Here is a 16,176-nt window from a genome sequence, read left to right on the forward strand (position 1 = left end):
GAGTCTGATGGCTGTTGAGCTGTTAGAAGCCGTATCTCAACCGAACGTGATCTTTGAGTCTTCGCTGGTCAGGAATGGTTTCGGTGGGACGAGGGAGAGATCCTGCGTCCTGTTTCCGTCTGATCGTCGAGGTGCGCGCGGTGGCGTCGATTCTGGGTTTGCTGGAGGAGCGCGAGGCGGCTGCTCGTGTGCGGGCCGAAGAGCTTCGGGAGGCCGCGGCGTTGGCGGCTGCAGCGCTGGAGGCCGCTGAGGTCGAGTTGGAGCGACGAGTGATCGCGCGTGAGGAACTCGTTGATGCCCTGGCCGTGTCCGCAGCCGAGACCGCCGTCGTCACTGAGGACGGAGAGGAGAAGGTCGCGCCGCCCGAGCCCGACCCTGAGCCCGTGGCCGCGTCGGCGCCGGGGGCTGTGGTGCCTGCGTGGCGGGAGGGGCTGTCGGTGTCGGTCCTCTCGCCGGACAATCAGCGGATCTTGAATGTGCTCCAGGACCGGCCGGGCCCGGAGCCGGTGCGGGCCAAGGACATCGCCGAGGCGCTGGGGATCGATACGACAGTGTCGGCGAAGGTTGAAGGAGTGCGCTCAAAGGCGAAACGCCTGGGCGAGCGTGGCTGGTTGCTCCTGGAGGCATCGGGGATGTTCAGTGCGGGACGGCGGCTCGTGGCCGGGCCAGCCGGCGCCCCATCCGCGTGATCATCGAGACCAGGATCATCGCTTCGCTGGTCGCGGGCAGGGTCTCGTAGTCCCTGGCCAGACGCCTCGAATGCATCAACCAGCTCAGCGTCCTCTCTACCACCCACCGTCGCGGTAGCACCACGAACCCCTCCATGTCGTCGGTACGTTTAACGATCTCGAGGGTGAGCGCGAGCTTCTCCCGGCACCAGTCGATCAGGCCGCCGGTGTAGCCGCCGTCGGCCCAGACCAGGGTGATGTCCCGGTGCAGGTCCCGCAGCCGGGCCAGCAAGGGGAGGGCTGCCTCGCGGTCGCCCATGTTCGCGGCGGTCACCGCGACGACTAGGATCAGACCGAGACAATCTGTGATCACGTGGCGCTTCCGCCCGTTGACCTGCTTACCTCCGTCGTAGCCGCGCGAGGCGGCGGGCACCGAGGCAGCCGCCTTCACCGACTGCGCGTCGATGATCCCCGCGCTGGGTTGCGCCTCGCGACCTTCCCGCTTTCGAACGTTCTCCCGCAGCCGGTCATGGAACTCGGCGATCAGCCCGTTCGCGCGCCAGCGGCGGAAGAAGGCATAGACCCGGGCCCAGGCGGGGAAGTCCACCGGCATCGACCGCCAGGAGATCCCGCCCGCGACGAGGTAGCGGATCGCATCCAGCATCTGACGGTGGCAGTAGCCCTCAGGCTGCCCGCCCCGGCCCTCCAACCAGGCCGGGACCGGGAGGAGAGGACGGACCGCCGCCCACTCCTCGTCCGACATGTCCGACGGGTAGTGCGGCTTCCGGGCGGGGTGATCGGCCGCGTTGCCGTACACGTGCGCGAGGCAATCGCACGACACGTCGGACGAGTTGAAATGGGCGGGCGCAGACGCGTACAACTGCGGCAACAGGGCCTCCGGGTACTCGGTTAAGGATTCGCATCCCCGAGCTACCAGGAGGTCCTGCCTTCATGCACCAGCCGTCCGGAAATCACTCACGCGGGAAACCTGTTCGACCCGCACGTTCCAAGATCGGTCGAGATGCGGCTTCTCAGTCTCGGGGCCCGTCCGTGCGGCTGAGCACGCCACTGAGGCTGGCCGGGAAGGGATCCCGCCGAGTATGGGGCAGCGGCACCTCGACCAGCTTGCCGTCGTAGAGCATCCACAGCCCGAAGCAGTCGTCGTCCTCGTCGCGGATCATGACCTGTACCGACCACGGGTAGGGCCAGGGCAGCGATTCCAGGTGGGCCAGCAGCCCGGTCCAGTTGTGACGGATGAACTGGATCACCCAGCCGTAGCACTCCTCGGACCGCCCGCCCTCTCCGGCGAACACGTAGTCGTCGACCCGGGTGAAGCACTGGTACCACTCCCGGCCCTCGTCGGGACGCGTCAGCGGCTCCATCACCTTCTCCGCCCTCCGCGCCAGCACGATGACCTCGGCGTATCTACTCATGCCCAGAGTATGAAGGTATCTAGGCCGGTTGCTTCCGCTTGTTCGTGAGGGGCCCCGAGCTACCGAGAGTCCCTGCCCTGATGCACCTACAGCCGGAAGACCACCCCAGGAACCCTGTTCGACCTCCACGTTCCATGATCGGTTGAGATACGGCTTCTTACCTCTGAAAGAGGGGTATGGGGGTTTGCCACTCTGGGCACATCGACGAGCGAGACGATCAAGTCGAGCCGGGGACGGCTTGACCATCAGCCCTCGCCCAGGGTGAAGAAGCTGCTGTCAGTGCCGCGACATAGCTTGGTAGGCCGTCGTGCCGACAGACGGCACAAAATCCCGGAAGGCCCCACCCGTGCTCAACGTCAAAGAGCGCCTGCGCGCGCTGGAGATACCCACGCGGGTTAGAGGACTGACCGAGAACCAGCAGTTCGCTATCGCTACCGGACTCGGTTTCGCGGTGCCCATGCTCATGTTCGCAGCCATCGCCACAGGCTCCAGGGTCTGGCTGATGGTTCAGCTCCCGGTCAGCGTGGCGCTCGCGCTGCCCGTGCTCTGGCTGCTCAAGCCCTGGTACGAAGGGCTGCCCAAGGAGAGCCAACGCCGATTCACCGCGGCTCCCCTGGCGTACTACCTCATCCTCGTGACGCTGTTCGCGTGGCTGGCCCTGGTCTCGACACCGAACGACCGCGGAAAGGCTGCCGGGCTGCTACTTCTGGTGTGGTGCCTTCAGTTCGTATATGGAACTGGCATTGAGCCGAGCAACTTCGCGGTCGAACGCCTTCGAGGCCGGCTCGGCAGAGCCGCGCCGGTGCGGACCCTCGCTCTCTGGTGCGGGCTGATTGGCGTGCTGTGGTTCATGCAGTACACCCAGGATGATGCGCGGTTCCGGCCGGTTCTGCTGGGGGCGACCCTCACCCTGGGCGCGGCCGGAGCCGCCGTAACTCTGAAGGTCTTCGCCCGAGTGCGGAGGATCTGCACCGCGCTGCATCTGCGGACAACGGACATGATCAGATCCCTGGAAGAACTCGGCCGCGCCCCAGACGCCGATCGGCAGGACAAGCAGGCGGCTGCTCGGCGTGCCTGGGATGTCCTGGAAGCAACTCTCCTCACTCGGGTCGACACCGGCTTTCACCTGGCCGGTTCCTTCGTGCTACCGACCGAGTCCATTACGGAGCTGGGGCGCACACTGATGACGGTCATTGACGCACCGCATCACGACGAGACCAAACAACAGCTCGCCGTTGCCGACCTCCAGGCGATCCGTGCTGCCTGTCGAGGGCGCATCGACGTTTTGGCGTGATCCCTGTCGTACGAAGACGAGATGAGGGCCGCCCCTAAGGGGCAGCCCTCATGCCTGGAGGACGGTTACTTCACAGGCCAGTCACCGAATGGGATGGGCGGCAGTTCACTCGCACCTCGTTCCGCTTCATCCAAGCCGCAAGGGGTGCAGATGACGACCTCACGATCAAGGGTCAGCCGGGAACGTGCGGGCCGTTCACCGAGCGGGCCGCCGCAGCGCGGACAGCGGGCATCGGACACAGGTCACTCCTCGGGGTGCTCGCGGGCGGCCTTGAGGATCAGGTTCCAGGTCGGGCGAGAATAGGTCTTCTCCGTCTGCTCCTGAAGCTCGGGGATCAGTTCCGCATTCTTGGCGCCGGGGTTCGCCGCGATAGCCTGCCGCGCGAGGGTCAGTCGCTCGTCTCCCTGGTAGGGGTAGGCCAGTCCACGGCGGCCCGTGGGCCGTCCGCCGGCGTGCCCGCGGCCCTTCCGGTCCGCGAGGTACTGCCACAGCCGCCAGCGCTTCCACTTCGGACGCCGCCGGGTCGGAAGCTCGTCCCAGTCGTCCGGCGCCGGCCACCCCTCGGGCGGGTTCTTGACGTAGTGGGAGACGGTGGCGGAGTCCGCGAACCCGCAGACCTTCGCGGCTTCGGCTGGGCCGACCATCTCTTCGGGGTCGCCGTCCAGCTTCGGCGGGTTCGTGGTGTTCGCGACGGCCCGTTGGCGTTGAAGCTCGTGGTGCCACGTCGCCCATACGTCGCCGTCCCAGTGCATGACGCCGTCGATGGTCTCCGCGACGGGCGGGTGACCGTTGTTCTCCCGGTCGGTCCACAGGTTCTGAAGCGTCGGCTCGCTGATGCCGTGGACCTTGCGCAGGTCCGCGCGTGAGTAGAGCGTGCGGCCGGTCTTGCGGGACACGGTCGCCTCCTGTTCTTGGTCGGGGTCGTGACCCCTCGGCGGGGTCACTGGATGTCGTCCGGGTCTGGGGCCGGCGCCCACGTACGGCTGCCCGCCGGTTCGAGCCGGGTGAGGGTGGCTATGTCGGCGAGAGGAACGGCGGCGGCCCAGTCGGCGCGGCCGGGGTGGTCGGCGGGCAGGTTGAGCACGAGGTGTCGGCCGGTCGGGGGGAAGTCCTCGACGATGACGAAGGTGTCGGTGGGATCAGCGCCGATGCTGTTACCCCCCTTGAGCTGGGCGATGTCGCCGGGCCGGGGACAGTCGGGGTGTCGGTCACATAGCATGGTGTGGTCTTTCTGGTGAGAGACACCGACGGCCAGCGCCTTGTTGCCCTTGTGCGCTGGCCGTCATTTGTTGTCTGAGATTTGTGGCGCCCCGTGGGACGCGCGGCCGGTCGGAGGTTGCCCTGCTCCGCTGACGGCGGAGTAATTAAACCACCTTTACGTTGGGTGAGGCGGGGCCCTGATCCGCAGGACGGCGGTCATCAGAAGAGGGCCCCCTGATCTGTGGGGTGTTTGCCCCGGCTGCTCGGTGGGCGGGCGATGCGGAGTTCGTAGTGGGGGCGCCCCGCGTGCGGTGGAGCGTGGGCTTCACGGAGGTACCGGCTCCAGGCCAGGACGGGGGCGCCCTGGTCGATCCAGCCCGCCGGGTACTGGCCGGTGAGCTGAGCCCAGCGGCTCCGGCTCTGCGGAACGGCCCATCGGTCCTCGACTGTGGTGATCGGCGGCAGTGTCCGCCAGCCGGGGAACGCGTGGTCGTGGGCGTCTTCCACTGCCTCGTTGTCGCCGTCGCCGTATCCGCTGCCACGGTGGACGGGACCTTCCCAGTCGCAGGTGAGGCATCCGCCCCGGAACTCCTGCTCGTCCCCCCGGCGGCCGGTCGGCCGGCTGCGGGAGAGCAGGGTCGGGGCGTGGTGTGCGGGCGGGTCCAGCTCGTGGCCGAGGTCGCAGTACGCGCCGCCGGGGTGTCCGGGCTGGATATGCCATGCCTGTCCCGCCACTGATGAGGCTGAACGGTAAATCAATGTTCACGTAGGCAGGCGGCAGCGCCGTTCGGCGGAGCCGAACGGTCTCACTACGAAGCGGCGGGGCTGGTCAGGCCGTGCTGGTGGGGGCGAGGGTGACTTGGTGGCCGAGGTGTTCGAGCTGCCGGACGAGGTCGCGGGTCTTGCGCTGAGGATTGAGATGTCGCTGGTGCCAGTCCGGGCCGAGTTCCTGATACCGGGCCTCTGGGTCGTCGATCAGGTGCCAGACGATGACGAGGATGGATCGTGCGACCGCGACCAGGGCCTTGGCGTGGCCTCGCCGTTTGACCAGCCGCCGGTATCGGGCACCGAGAAAGGTATCGGTCCGGGCGGCGGCGCTGGCCGCTTCGCCCAGGGCGCCCTTGAGCCATGCGTTCCCCTTGCCGGCGGGCCCGGTGGTGCTCTTGGCGCCGGACTGGATGGTGCGGGGGCACAGCTTGGCCCACGAGGCGAGATGAGCGGGTGTGGGGAAGACGCTCATGTCGGGACCGATCTCGGCCAGGATGACTCGCGCCGAGGTCGGGCCGACCCCAGGGATCTCGTCCAGGCGGGCCAGCAGCCCGGCGCCGAACGACGCGCCGCCGGGCGGCGAAGGGGCCGACATGCTACTGCGGGGGTCGGGCAGGGCCGCCAGCGTCGCGGCGATCTCCTGGTCGAGTGCGGTGATCTGCGCGGTGAGGTGGTCGACCGTGGCCAGCAGGATCCTCAGCAGCCGGGCGTGATGCTCTTCGAACTGCCCGGTCAGGGCCTCCACCAGGGCGTCGTGTTTGGCGGTCAGCCGTCCTTGAGCGAGGCCGGCCAGGGCCCGGGGGCTGCGTTCTCCCGCGATCAGCGCCTCCATCATGGCCCGTCCCGAGACGCCGAGTGAGTCGGTGGCCACCGACGAGAGTTTGATCTGCGCATCCTGCAGGACCTTGTCGACGCGCTGCTTGTGGCGGGTGCGCTCGTGAACGAAGACGGTGCGGGTGCGGGTGAAGTCCCGCAGGTGCCGCACCGGCTTGGACGGCACGAAGGAGGGGCGGATCATGCCGCGCTCGGCGAGCTTGGCCAGCCAAACCGAGTCCAGCTTGTCGGTCTTCGGCCGGCCCGGGACGTTCTTGACCTGGCGCGCGTTCACCAGCCAGCACCGCAGTCCCCGGCCCTCAAGCAGATAGTAGAAGGGGCGCCAGTAGGCCCCGGTCGCCTCCATCACCACCAACTCGACGCCCTGACAGACCAGGTGGTCGCCGAGCTCCAGGATCGCGTTGGTGGTCGCTGCGACGGTCCACACCCGTTGAGTGCGCCTTCCCTCGCGGGCGTCGTTTGGCAGCCGCATGCACACCACGCCGCTGTTCTTGGCAATGTCGATCGCGGCCACTCGGGCCACCGACTCGTCCTGCAGTTCCTCGCGCGGCTCGTCCACAGTCCCTCCCGGTGCTGAACGGTCATTGGGTGGAGGCTGTCCGGGGAGCCGGAGGGGAACGGAAAGGCTGATCGGCGTGCACGTGGCAACAGTCGGTGACCCCTGGCTGGCCCCCGCGTCAGACTCTTTCTCGGGCTCGCAAGCCCAAACGCCATCGACGTGGACGAACAGCCTCCATGGCCATGATCGAGGCCCGTTCCTGTCAAGCGATACGGCGGAAAGGCGCATGCCGCCCGAGGGCGCCGCGCCGCGCACCGATTTTCACGCCGCCAGGCGTCACGGGAGTTACAGGAGGACTCTTTAAAAACGGCCAGCCCTGCTCTTCGCTCCCCACTCGGTTGAGCGGTCCACAGAGCGATCTTCAGGAAAAGAAGGTTGGCTGAAGGAGCGTGCAGCCTCCGGCGGACCGGCTTCGCGGTCCGGTGCGTGGTCGATTCGATCGGGGTCGGCTCAGTGGGGTGCTGCATGACGCCTGGCTTAAAGCCCCGGCCCTGGTGTGCGGCATGTCCCAGGCCTTCCTCAGTGCGCAACGGCATAACTTCTTCCTGGCAAGAGGACTGTCCGTAACTGGCAGCGCCGTGCGTCGTCTCACCAGGGAGTGAGTCATGCCTGTTCAGGCGAAGAGATTCGGTTTTGGTATGCCGTGGGAGTCGCTCTACGGATACAGCCAGGCAATCCAGGCCGGTGACGTGGTGTACGTGTCTGGGCAGGTGTCCCATGACCGTGACGGCAACTTCGTGGGTGCCGGCGACTTCGAGCTCCAGGTCAAGACCACGCTGGCCAATCTGGACCTGGTGCTGAAGCACTTCGGGGCCGAGCGCAGCCAAATCGTGGAGAGCACGGTGCTGGTGAGGAACCTGCGGGAGAACTTCGACACGACGGCACGCCTGCACGCCGAGTACTTCGGGGAGCACCGGCCCACCAGCACGGTCATGGGTGTCTCTGACCTGGCGCTACCGGACCAGTTGGTGGAGATCGGCGCGCTCGTGCGTCTCGACGTGAAGCCATAGGCCGGAGTCGGCCTGGCTCCCGCCAGTCCTTCAAAGCGCTGGCCTGGAACCACCTACTCACGAATTGGGAAGTCGCCATGTCCTACCCAGAGCCCCGCTACCTCGACGAAAAGGGCCAGGCCAGCGCACTGTTCCGACCTGCACCCCCGCAGCCCGACACCGGCTCGGGCGGCACCGACATCAGCTATGTGGCCAAGCGGGAGAACACCAACGGCGAGTTCGGCCTGTACAAGATCGACATGGCGCCGAAGACCATGGGCGCAAGGGAACACTTCCACCGTACGATCTCCGAATCCTTCTACGTCCTGTCCGGCGAGGTCCGGCTCTACAACGGCGAACGCTGGGTCACAGGAGGCGAGGGAGACTTCCTCTACGTACCGCCCGGCGGGCTCCACGCCTTCCAGAACGACAGCGACGACCCGGTGTCGTTTCTGCTGCTCTTCACACCGGGAGCTTCCAGGGAGGAGTACTTCGAGAAGGTGGAGGAGTACTCACAGCGCAGCCGCGAAGAGTTGAAAGCCTTCCGGATCAGGCACGACCAGTACAACACCACCGACATGCTCGACGACTAGGCTGCACGGAGTGCTGCGGTCCCCGCGTCACACACTCGGGACTGCCCGAAAGGGGCCGGGCCGGTGCGGCCCGTCAGTCCCTGGCACCTCAACTACTTGCACCCGGTGACGGCTCGTCAAGGGCGCCTGCGGCGTCGCTGTGCGATGAGCTGGGCCCACCCTGGACGCCCCGCCCCGCCCCTCATCCTGGCTGGGTAGCGGGCGGCCCCTCCCATGTGGCGCCCGTTCGCAGGCCAGCGGCCTGTGAGTGGGGAGCCAAGGTGAGCAGGCATGGGGGACCCCTGAGCAGGGGGTGGGGATTCTCAAAAAGCCCCATCAGCGCTCGCGGGTAGCTGCCGTGTCCGTGCGTTGCGGACCCTCCAGTAGTACGTATGCCGTGCTCGTGCTCCGGTCGGCTCGGCGACGGACGCGGTCACGACGTCCCACCTCCGGCGGCGGCGAGCACTTCGCGGAGAGGGTCAGCGAGCACGGCCTGTTCGTCGGGAGCGTCGAGGAACCGCGACCCGTACGCGCGGCGCACCGCGCGGCGGGCGTCCTGGTGGCGGTCGAGCTCCGGGTAGTACGGCGATCGGTCGAGCACGTCATAGCCGTGCTGGGTGAGCACGTCGGCGATGAGCGACCGGATCTGTACGGGGTGGAGAGTGGAGAGGCCGGTCTCCACCGGCGCCGCGAGGAGTGCGCGGATCAACTCGGTCGCACTGAGCCGGGGGTTGAGGGGCACGCTGAGCCGGTGGACTCCGTCCCGGCTGGGGGTGGCGGCTCCTCGGCGGCTCGGCGTCCTGGTGGTGCTGCGGTCTTCTGTCGTCTCGTCCATCGTGCTGGCCTTCGATGACTCGGGATGCTGGCGGGTGGCGGGTGTCAGAACAGGGCGTGTTCGGCGCGGGCAGCGGCCGTGCGAAACGCGCGGGCGACGTCGGCGGCGGTGCGGCCGGGCTCGGCGCTCCATCGGTCGATGACCTTGCCGTGCAGGGCCTTGGCGGCGGGCTCGTCGGCGTCGACGGGGTGACCTGTGAGGGTTTCCGCGAGGATGGCGAACGCCTGGTCGCGGGCACGGTCGATGCGGTCCCAGTCGTACGTCCGGCCGGCGGCTCCCCGCCCGTGGCCGGCGGCGACTTCGAGGGCGCCGCGCGGCCAGCACGGCAGCGTGGCCGTACGGCCGGGACCGGCGAACAGGCGCGGGCCCAGGTGGAGCCCGACGTGTTCGATGTGGCGGGCGGCCCATTCCAGGATTCCGGCCGAGGTGTCCGCGATGACGACGCTTTCGGGGCTGTAGCGGATCGGCATGGTGGTGTCCGTTTCGGGGAGCCGGGGGGCGGCGGCGAGGCGCCGCCCCCCGGGGTCGGTCTACTGCTGGTAGGCGGGGATCAGTTCGCGGACCCGGTCCCTGCCGATGCATCCGCCCTCGTGACGGTGCGGGCTGGGCGGCTCTCCATTGCGCCCGCGCAAGTGCGACCAGAACTTCGGGCCTTCCCATGGGCACAACTCGCAGGAGAGAAACCAGTATCGGAGCCTGGGAACCCCGTGAGCACTGCCCGCCAGTGGTGGGCCGCGAGTCCCGCGAAGGCCGTCTGCGCGCTCTTGATGTTGCGATCGGTAGCGGGCATCCGTGGGTGCAGGAGAGGCACCGGCCCGCACAGCGGCATGGGAGCCTCGGCGAGCACCTGTTCAAGGGGGACGGCCGCGATCCGACCGGCGGCGTACTCCTCTGCGAGATGGGCGGCGGCCATGTCTGTGCCGGGTGTGCCCTTCGGCGGGCGACGGAGGTTGCGTTCGCCCGCGCTGGTGATGACGAGCCAGTCTCGATGCCAGCGGTAGGCGCGGCCGATGACCCGGTCTTCGCCAACGATCACGGGGTATCGGCACTGGATGTCGGGGGCGCCGACGCGGTAGGTCGGGACGGTGGTGGTGCCCTCGGTCGCAGGGAGGATGAGCCTGTCCGCTTCGGTGTGGGGGACGGTGGCGGTCGCGGGTCGTTCGAGGAGTTGCGTGGTCATGGTGGTGCCCTGTTCTGGTGAGAGGGGCCCGCCCGGCGCGCTCGGCCGCCGGGGCGGGCGGGGGCGTGGTTACGCGGCCTCGGCGGGGCCTGCGGGGCGGCGGTCCAATCACGGCGCGGGGTGACGCCCAGGTCCGAAAGGACCAGGTCGAGACTCCCGTTGTCGGGCACCCATTCCCAGTCGGCGCCTTCGGTGCCGGGCCGGTCGGTCCAGGTGAGCATGTAGGAGCGGCCGGAGGTCCGGGGGTCGCCGCACACGGCCTGTGCCTCGCGGCGGGTCATCGCCCACAGAGCGCGCTTGCGGGAGCGGCGGGAGTTCTTCGAGGCGATGAGCACCAGCACCATGCCCTCCCGCCGGTCCGCCCCGGCGGCGGGGGCCGACGCGGGGATCGGCCTCCCTTCGGGGGCGTGGTGGCAATGAGCGCAGCGGCGTACTTCCGCGTGCCACTGGCTGGAGTGGCACATGGGGCACGTCTTGGCCGCTGGTACCGGCTCCTTGATCGGCGGGGACTGCTCGGCCTGCTCCTGGTTTTCGGCGGCCTCGGCCTGGGGCGGCTGCTGCATCTCGACGGCGCTCTTGCGCCCGGATACGTCGTCGTAGGGGGCGGTCCAGGTCCAGTCGTCGTGCCGGTTGCCCGTGGCGCGGACGATGCGCTTGCCGGTGCCGTTGTGGATGTGCGGGATGGTCACCGACTTCGGGTTGACCCGCAGGACCTCGTACCAGGTGCTGCGGTAGAGAACGAAGTCCCCGCGGGTGAAGTCGGCCTTCGACCAGACCTTGACGCCTTCGGCCTCGGCGTCCTTGATGATCTGCTGCCAGTGCTCGATCTCTTCGGTCAGTTCCTCGTGCCGGATCGTCAGCTCGGGGTCGTTGGGGTTGCGGGAGTAGCCCTTGGCGGACTCGCCGCGCTGCCACTTCTCGACGGCACGGAGGTCGGCCCGCAGCTTGTCGAGACGGCGAAGTGTGCGGCCGGGGTCCTTCTTGAACCGCTCGTAGTTGGCGGCGGCCTGCGCCCGGCCGGTCCAGTGGTCGGCACGGTCGCGCTCACCGATGCTCTTGCGCATCGCGTTGTCCATCCGCGCGTGATCGCGGCGAGCGCGGCCCTCGGAGTGGTGTCCGATGAGGATGGGTTGGCCACCGGCGAACCGCTCGGATATCTCGTGGCTCGACTTCCACGCGGCCTCGGAGTTCCGGGCGGCGGTGTCGGCGTATCCGCCGAACCTCTCCGCCCGGCCTTCGGCCTTCTCTTCCCGCTCCCTCTCCGCTTCGGAGAACGAGCGGCGGTCGGCGTTGTCGATGGTCAACGTGACCTCGAAGCCCGCGTCTCGGAGACGCTTGGCGAGGAGTTCGAGCGAGGGGGTGTAGGTGGCGTGGTCACGGCTGTGCGGGAGGTACCAGCAGTCAAGGTTCCTGCTCCAGCGGAAAGGCTGGCGCTGGGTGCGGCCGTACTCGCGGAGTCGCAGGATTTCGGCCGATCCGTCGCCCCGACTCGTGCCCTCGATCAGGGTGCGCTTCTGTATGGCTACTCATTCGTAGGCGCTGGATGGGGCTGACTTGTACCTGGTCATGCGGGTGGCAGGGGTGGCGGGGCGGTGCGACACGTGTCGCGCACGTACCCGACGTCCCATCAGTGCCCTGTATGCCACGGCGTGAGCAGGAACGCCCACAGGGGCCGGGAGAGGGCGGTCTTGGGGCTGCAAACGGACCGGCGTGGTGTGTTGAGCCTGCTCGTTGGACAAGGTGAATCCGATGTCTTAGGGGCGTTCCTAAACGGGACGTTGCCGGAGCGACGGAGGGGGAACACATGACCGGGTTGGACTTTCCGCCAACGCGTATGGCTGGTCGGGGGCATGGCTGGTACCGGGGTGACTGTCACGTGCATTCGGTTGCGTCAGACGGTGGCGAGCTGACGCCGGGGCAGCTTGCGGCCAGTGCCCGTGTGCTGGGGTTGGATTTCCTAGCGACCACAGAGCACAAGTCTGCAGATACTCATGGCGCCTGGGGCCAGCACGTGGGCGACGATCTGCTGGTGATTCTGGGTGAAGAGGTCACGACCCGGAGTGGGCACTGGCTTGCGCTCGGTCTCCCCCCAGGGCAGGTGGTCGACTGGCGGTATGGCGTTCGGGACGGGATGGTGGGCCGGTATCTGGATCAGGTCCATCGGGCCGATGGGCTGTGTGTGGCGGCTCATCCACACGCGCCCTACGCCTCGGGCACGTTCATGTATCCGTACCAGGGGTTCGACGTTGTTGAGGTGTGGAACGGGCCGTGGAGCTCTGACTTGCCCTGGCAGGCCGACAACGAGGTAGCCCTGGCCGAATGGGGTCGCAGCCTAGCTGCGGACATCCACCAAGGGCAGTGGCGGCCTGCGATGGGTAACAGTGACACTCATTTGGAGGACCAGCTAGGTGTCCCCCATACCGTCGTACTGGCCGAGGAGCTGAGTACTTATGCGGTCCTGGCTGGCATCCGTGCTGGTCGGAGCTGGGTCGCCGAATCCGCCGCAGTTGAGCTGTCGTTCACAGTCTCTGCTGGTGGTCACAGCGCCGGGATCGGTGAGCGATTGAAGGCCGGTGACGAGCCGGCCTTGGTGCGCGTAGGAGTACGAGGTGTGCCCTCCGGCATTGTCACCTTCCACACAGAGCAAGGAAGGGTGCACCGCGCGTCCTTGCCCGACTCGGGATCCGGCGTTGTGGAGTGGCGCACCAGCGCGGACGAGTCGGCGTTCGTCCGTGTTGAGGTACGCCATCCCATAGGGCAGATGGCGGCTCTGAGTAACCCGATCGTTTTGACCTGAACCCATGGCGCTGACGTCTTCACGCTGCTTGACGTCCATCAAGGTTGGCCCTTCGAGATGTTGAAGCTGGCCATGAGTTGTCGGTTCGTGGCGCGGGCGGCGTCGAGGTCGTCGTCGCGGTCGGCGAGTTGTTGCCGTAGCTCGGCGATGTGCTGTTCGAGCTGGTTGACGTGTTTCTGCAAGGCGCCATGATCGGGAGGTCCGCCGAGGCCGGCTTGTTGCCAGACCTGCTCGCCGAGGGCTTCGGTGAGACGCTGTTCGAGGTGGCGGATGTGGGTGTCCTGGCGGCGGATGCGGTCGGTGAGGTTCGCGATGTCGGCGAGGAGGGACTGCTTGCTCGCGCTGGGACCGGTGACGGTGCCCGGCAGTGGTGCGGTGGCAGCGCGTGCAGTGACGGCGGCGTGCAGGTCCGGGTGCCGGTAGATGAGACTGCGGTGCACTCCGGCGGCCCGTGAGACAGCGGAGACGGTGATCTCCGCGCCGTGGGTGGTGAGGTGGTCGATTGCGGACATGACCATGGTGCGGCGGCGTTCGCTGTCCTGGCGCCGGGCGTCGGTGAGGCACTTTGCGCTGTTCATGGGCGGTGTTCGTTCCTGGTCTGGTCGATGAAGGAGCCGATGACGGGCATGCCGAGGTCGACGACCTGGCGGGTGCGGCGCAACGTGGTGGCGGCTTCCCTGATCTGTTCGCGGTCCTCGTCGGTGAGGTCGTCCATGGAGTCCTCGACGCGATGGATGAGCTGGCGGAGCTTGCTGATCTCGGTGTCGGATGGGGCTGCTTCGGTGCGGGCCCACGGGTCGAGTTCCCCTGCGGCCAGGACGCGTTCGCGGTCACGCAGGAGCGTGTTGAGGTAGTCCTTCAGTTCCGGCAGATAGGAGGCGTCGGTGCGGAAGTGGCCGCAGCCCAGGCAGCGGAACCGGAAAGGACAGGCGTGGCCGCCGGCCTTGACGTTGCTGGGTTCCATGCAGATCCCGAAGGGCACGGAGACCTGCCCGATCCGCAGCCGGACATGTTCGCCGTCGAGAGCGCCCTGGATGCGCTGCCAGGTGCGCTGGCCGTTGCGGTCGAACTGGTGGGCCGCCACTCGCTCGACCGCCTGACGCATGCGCTTGCCCGTAATGCGGTAGTAAATCTGAGTTGTCCGCATGGAGCGATGGCCCATCAAATCGCGCAGCACGTCAGGTGGGACGCCAGCGTCCGCATGTCGTTGGGCATAGCTGTGCCGGTAGGCGTAGGCGTAGATGGCCGCCTTGTTGAATTCGATGTCGCCGTCGGCCAGCAGCGGGGGCAGGGAATCGACCCAGACCCGGTGGAGGGAAGTGAGGGACGCTTCGGTCAGGCAGCGGGTGCCGGTGGGGCTGCGTTTCGGGGCGGGCAGCAGGGCGAGTTCGCCGAGCGGGGTGTCGGGGAAACGGTCCTGGACGAGGCGTTGTTGGGTGCGTACGACGTCTGCGGTGGCGTCCGCGATCGGCAGGCGGCGGCCGGGCCGGTTGTTCTTGTAGTCGTGGTAGATGAGGATGCTCTTGCCGTCGGCGCTGGTGGCGAGGCAGTCCCAGGGAAGACGGCAGATCTCTTCTGGGCGGCGGCCGGTGTCGATCAGGAGCTCGGTGGCGACGCGGAATGAAGGGCCGGAGCGGGCCTCCAGTTCCGGCAGGGCCTGGCAGAGCTGCGAAAGCACGCGGTCGGGCAGGGCCCGGCCGGGCTCGTCGTCGTCCGCTGGGCGGGGGATGTCCTCGGCGAGGAAGGTGAACTCCGGCGGCAGGGTTCTGGTGATGTCGCCGGGCATCCGCTTGCCCCGGTTGCGCAGGTCGTTGATGACGCGTTTGACGTTGCGGCAGTCGTTGATCCGCATGTAGAGGGTGATCTTGCCGATGCTCGTGAGGTAGGCGAGGCGGTTGAGGAAGCAGATGGCATCCTCTCGGCCGAGCCGGGCGGGGATGTCTCCGCGATCATCGGTGCGGTGCAGGCGCAGGCTCTCGGAGAGCCTGGTCATGCTGGCCACGTAGCCCTGCATGACGGAGCCGACCGATTTGCCGCGGCGGCGCGGCATTTCCTCGCTGACCCAGTACTTGACCACCTCGCGCAGCCAGGGCTGGGTGATCTTGCTGAAGTCGATGGTCTGGTTGCCCTGTCCGAAGACGGCGGCGTTCCAGGTGTCCTTGTGCCGTTCGGTCTCGGGATCGGAGGCGGCCAGGCGGGCGGCCTTGACGATGGTGGACCGCAGTGTGTCGATGCCGCGGATCGGGATGACCAGGTCCTCAAGGGTGCTGGCCTGCTGAGTGCGGGCGTGGGTGCAGAGCAGTCGCAGACGGAACATCTCGGTGATGTTCCCGGCTCGGTAGCGTTCCTGGAGGCCGATCAGGATCTCCGCGACGGCGCGGGGCGACAGGCCGCGCAGGTCGACCCGGCGGGCATCCCGTCGGGCGGGAACGCTCCGCAGCCAGTTCTCCAGATCGATTTGGGTGTCGGGGTTCTTGCGGCGCTGGGCCTGGAGCCGCTTGGTGTGTGGGAGACAGAGCCCCTCTGCCGTTTGGGTGGTGTAGCGGCGCCAGTCGCATAGGGCGACCCGGCAGAGGCCGGGGTGCGGGTAGGCGGTCAGGTCCGTGCGGGCGGTGAACTCCGCCAGGCTCTGGCCGCTTTGCTGGTAGGGCCACAGATGGGCGGTGCAGACCTTCGTCCGTGCGTTCTTGGCGGGCCTTTCGCAGTGGTGGACCGCGCAGATCGTCTCGTCCCATTCCTTGACTTCGCGGCGGTGCACTGCCTGAAACTCCTCCTTGGCCAGCCCGCTGGCCTTCCAGGTTTTGATGCAGGCGTAGCACCACGTCCTGCGGTGGGCGATCACGGTGCCGCAGCCCATGATGGTGCAAACCCGGTAGCCGACCAGCGGGTCCTCGCTGGGAGGACGCCAGCACTGCTTGTCTTCGATCCAGCCGATCTTCGTCAGGAAGTCGGTGTCCAGCTGGGCCCGCAGCCGCTTGGTGACCGACTCGTCGGCGTCTTCGGCCGGCTCGGCGACGAGCGGGGCAGCCTCGGCGGTGTGGGCCATG

General features: G+C 67.8%; 17 protein-coding genes. 5 read left to right on the plus strand and 12 right to left on the minus strand.

The window, feature by feature from the left end:
- Window positions 1-140 precede the first annotated feature (140 nt).
- On the plus strand, window positions 141-689 hold the full coding sequence (locus OG507_RS19910; RefSeq protein WP_327368549.1) for a hypothetical protein: 549 nt from the start codon (window positions 141-143) through the stop codon (window positions 687-689).
- On the opposite strand, the gene OG507_RS19915 is transcribed toward OG507_RS19910, so the two are convergent.
- Window positions 637-1,485 carry an IS5 family transposase gene (locus OG507_RS19915; RefSeq protein WP_327368550.1) on the minus strand — a complete coding sequence of 283 codons (849 nt, stop codon included), beginning with the start codon at window positions 1,483-1,485 and terminating at the stop codon, window positions 637-639. The two genes, OG507_RS19910 and OG507_RS19915, sit on opposite strands and share 53 nt — an antisense overlap.
- Before the next feature lie 214 nt (window positions 1,486-1,699).
- Window positions 1,700-2,101 carry a hypothetical protein gene (locus tag OG507_RS19920; protein ID WP_327368551.1) on the minus strand — a complete coding sequence of 134 codons (402 nt, stop codon included), beginning with the start codon at window positions 2,099-2,101 and terminating at the stop codon, window positions 1,700-1,702.
- A 346-nt stretch (window positions 2,102-2,447) separates the two neighbouring features.
- Here OG507_RS19920 and OG507_RS19925 point away from each other — a divergent pair, with 346 nt between their 5' ends.
- Entirely contained in the window at window positions 2,448-3,395 is a 948-nt protein-coding gene (locus tag OG507_RS19925; RefSeq protein WP_327368552.1) for a hypothetical protein, read from the plus strand.
- A gap of 242 nt (window positions 3,396-3,637) precedes the next feature.
- On the opposite strand, the gene OG507_RS19930 is transcribed toward OG507_RS19925, so the two are convergent.
- The 4 genes from OG507_RS19930 to OG507_RS19945 all read right to left on the minus strand — a co-directional run bounded on the left by OG507_RS19930 (window position 3,638) and on the right by OG507_RS19945 (window position 6,756).
- The gene (locus OG507_RS19930; protein ID WP_327368553.1) at window positions 3,638-4,291 is read right to left on the minus strand and encodes a hypothetical protein; all 654 of its coding nucleotides are present in this window, start codon (window positions 4,289-4,291) and stop codon (window positions 3,638-3,640) included.
- A gap of 44 nt (window positions 4,292-4,335) precedes the next feature.
- The gene (locus OG507_RS19935) at window positions 4,336-4,614 is read right to left on the minus strand and encodes a DUF6211 family protein (protein WP_327368554.1); all 279 of its coding nucleotides are present in this window, start codon (window positions 4,612-4,614) and stop codon (window positions 4,336-4,338) included.
- Window positions 4,615-4,814: 200 nt separating this feature from the next.
- Window positions 4,815-5,330: a DUF6349 family protein gene (locus tag OG507_RS19940; protein WP_327368555.1), complete on the minus strand. Its 516-nt coding sequence runs from the start codon at window positions 5,328-5,330 to the stop codon at window positions 4,815-4,817.
- Between the two features lie 94 nt (window positions 5,331-5,424).
- The gene (locus OG507_RS19945; protein WP_327368556.1) at window positions 5,425-6,756 is read right to left on the minus strand and encodes an IS110 family transposase; all 1,332 of its coding nucleotides are present in this window, start codon (window positions 6,754-6,756) and stop codon (window positions 5,425-5,427) included.
- Between the two features lie 605 nt (window positions 6,757-7,361).
- Between OG507_RS19945 and OG507_RS19950 the strand changes: the two genes are divergently transcribed.
- Both OG507_RS19950 and OG507_RS19955 read left to right on the plus strand, forming a co-directional pair.
- Entirely contained in the window at window positions 7,362-7,766 is a 405-nt protein-coding gene (locus OG507_RS19950) for a RidA family protein (RefSeq protein ID WP_327368557.1), read from the plus strand.
- A gap of 77 nt (window positions 7,767-7,843) precedes the next feature.
- Window positions 7,844-8,338: a cupin domain-containing protein gene (locus tag OG507_RS19955; protein ID WP_327368558.1), complete on the plus strand. Its 495-nt coding sequence runs from the start codon at window positions 7,844-7,846 to the stop codon at window positions 8,336-8,338.
- A 412-nt stretch (window positions 8,339-8,750) separates the two neighbouring features.
- Here OG507_RS19955 and OG507_RS19960 read toward each other — a convergent pair whose 3' ends face one another.
- The 4 genes from OG507_RS19960 to OG507_RS19975 form a co-directional block, all read right to left on the minus strand.
- Window positions 8,751-9,152, minus strand: a complete 402-nt coding sequence (locus OG507_RS19960) for a DUF6181 family protein (protein ID WP_327368559.1) — start codon at window positions 9,150-9,152, stop codon at window positions 8,751-8,753.
- 44 nt (window positions 9,153-9,196) lie between these two features.
- Entirely contained in the window at window positions 9,197-9,622 is a 426-nt protein-coding gene (locus OG507_RS19965; protein ID WP_327368560.1) for a DUF6197 family protein, read from the minus strand.
- Window positions 9,623-9,702: 80 nt separating this feature from the next.
- A complete protein-coding gene (locus OG507_RS19970) occupies window positions 9,703-10,332 on the minus strand; it encodes a hypothetical protein (protein ID WP_327368561.1) in 630 nt (209 codons plus the stop codon).
- Window positions 10,329-11,636, minus strand: a complete 1,308-nt coding sequence (locus OG507_RS19975) for a DUF3560 domain-containing protein (protein WP_327368562.1) — start codon at window positions 11,634-11,636, stop codon at window positions 10,329-10,331. Before OG507_RS19975 ends, OG507_RS19970 begins: the two co-directional genes overlap by 4 nt.
- 530 nt (window positions 11,637-12,166) lie before the next feature.
- Here OG507_RS19975 and OG507_RS19980 point away from each other — a divergent pair.
- Window positions 12,167-13,129: a CehA/McbA family metallohydrolase gene (locus OG507_RS19980; RefSeq protein WP_327372033.1), complete on the plus strand. Its 963-nt coding sequence runs from the start codon at window positions 12,167-12,169 to the stop codon at window positions 13,127-13,129.
- 38 nt (window positions 13,130-13,167) lie between these two features.
- Here the strand turns inward: OG507_RS19980 and OG507_RS19985 are convergent, their stop codons facing one another.
- Both OG507_RS19985 and OG507_RS19990 read right to left on the minus strand, forming a co-directional pair.
- Window positions 13,168-13,707, minus strand: a complete 540-nt coding sequence (locus OG507_RS19985) for a DUF6262 family protein (protein WP_327368563.1) — start codon at window positions 13,705-13,707, stop codon at window positions 13,168-13,170.
- The gene (locus OG507_RS19990) at window positions 13,704-16,175 is read right to left on the minus strand and encodes a tyrosine-type recombinase/integrase (protein WP_327368564.1); all 2,472 of its coding nucleotides are present in this window, start codon (window positions 16,173-16,175) and stop codon (window positions 13,704-13,706) included. The genes OG507_RS19985 and OG507_RS19990 overlap by 4 nt, the downstream gene beginning before the upstream one ends.
- Window position 16,176 lies beyond the last annotated feature (1 nt).

Origin of the sequence: Streptomyces sp. NBC_01217, from assembly GCF_035994185.1 — a bacterium.
Classification (GTDB): Bacteria; Actinomycetota; Actinomycetes; order Streptomycetales; family Streptomycetaceae; genus Streptomyces.

Coding starts and splice junctions, on each gene's coding strand:
- OG507_RS19980 (WP_327372033.1), top strand. CDS start 12,167: ATGGCTGGTCGGGGGCATGGCTGGTACCGGGGTGACTGTCACGTGCAT.
- OG507_RS19955 (WP_327368558.1), top strand. CDS start 7,844: ATGTCCTACCCAGAGCCCCGCTACCTCGACGAAAAGGGCCAGGCCAGC.
- OG507_RS19965 (WP_327368560.1), bottom strand. CDS start 9,622: ATGCCGATCCGCTACAGCCCCGAAAGCGTCGTCATCGCGGACACCTCG.
- OG507_RS19920 (WP_327368551.1), bottom strand. CDS start 2,101: ATGAGTAGATACGCCGAGGTCATCGTGCTGGCGCGGAGGGCGGAGAAG.
- OG507_RS19960 (WP_327368559.1), bottom strand. CDS start 9,152: ATGGACGAGACGACAGAAGACCGCAGCACCACCAGGACGCCGAGCCGC.
- OG507_RS19990 (WP_327368564.1), bottom strand. CDS start 16,175: ATGGCCCACACCGCCGAGGCTGCCCCGCTCGTCGCCGAGCCGGCCGAA.
- OG507_RS19970 (WP_327368561.1), bottom strand. CDS start 10,332: ATGACCACGCAACTCCTCGAACGACCCGCGACCGCCACCGTCCCCCAC.
- OG507_RS19985 (WP_327368563.1), bottom strand. CDS start 13,707: ATGAACAGCGCAAAGTGCCTCACCGACGCCCGGCGCCAGGACAGCGAA.
- OG507_RS19950 (WP_327368557.1), top strand. CDS start 7,362: ATGCCTGTTCAGGCGAAGAGATTCGGTTTTGGTATGCCGTGGGAGTCG.
- OG507_RS19935 (WP_327368554.1), bottom strand. CDS start 4,614: ATGCTATGTGACCGACACCCCGACTGTCCCCGGCCCGGCGACATCGCC.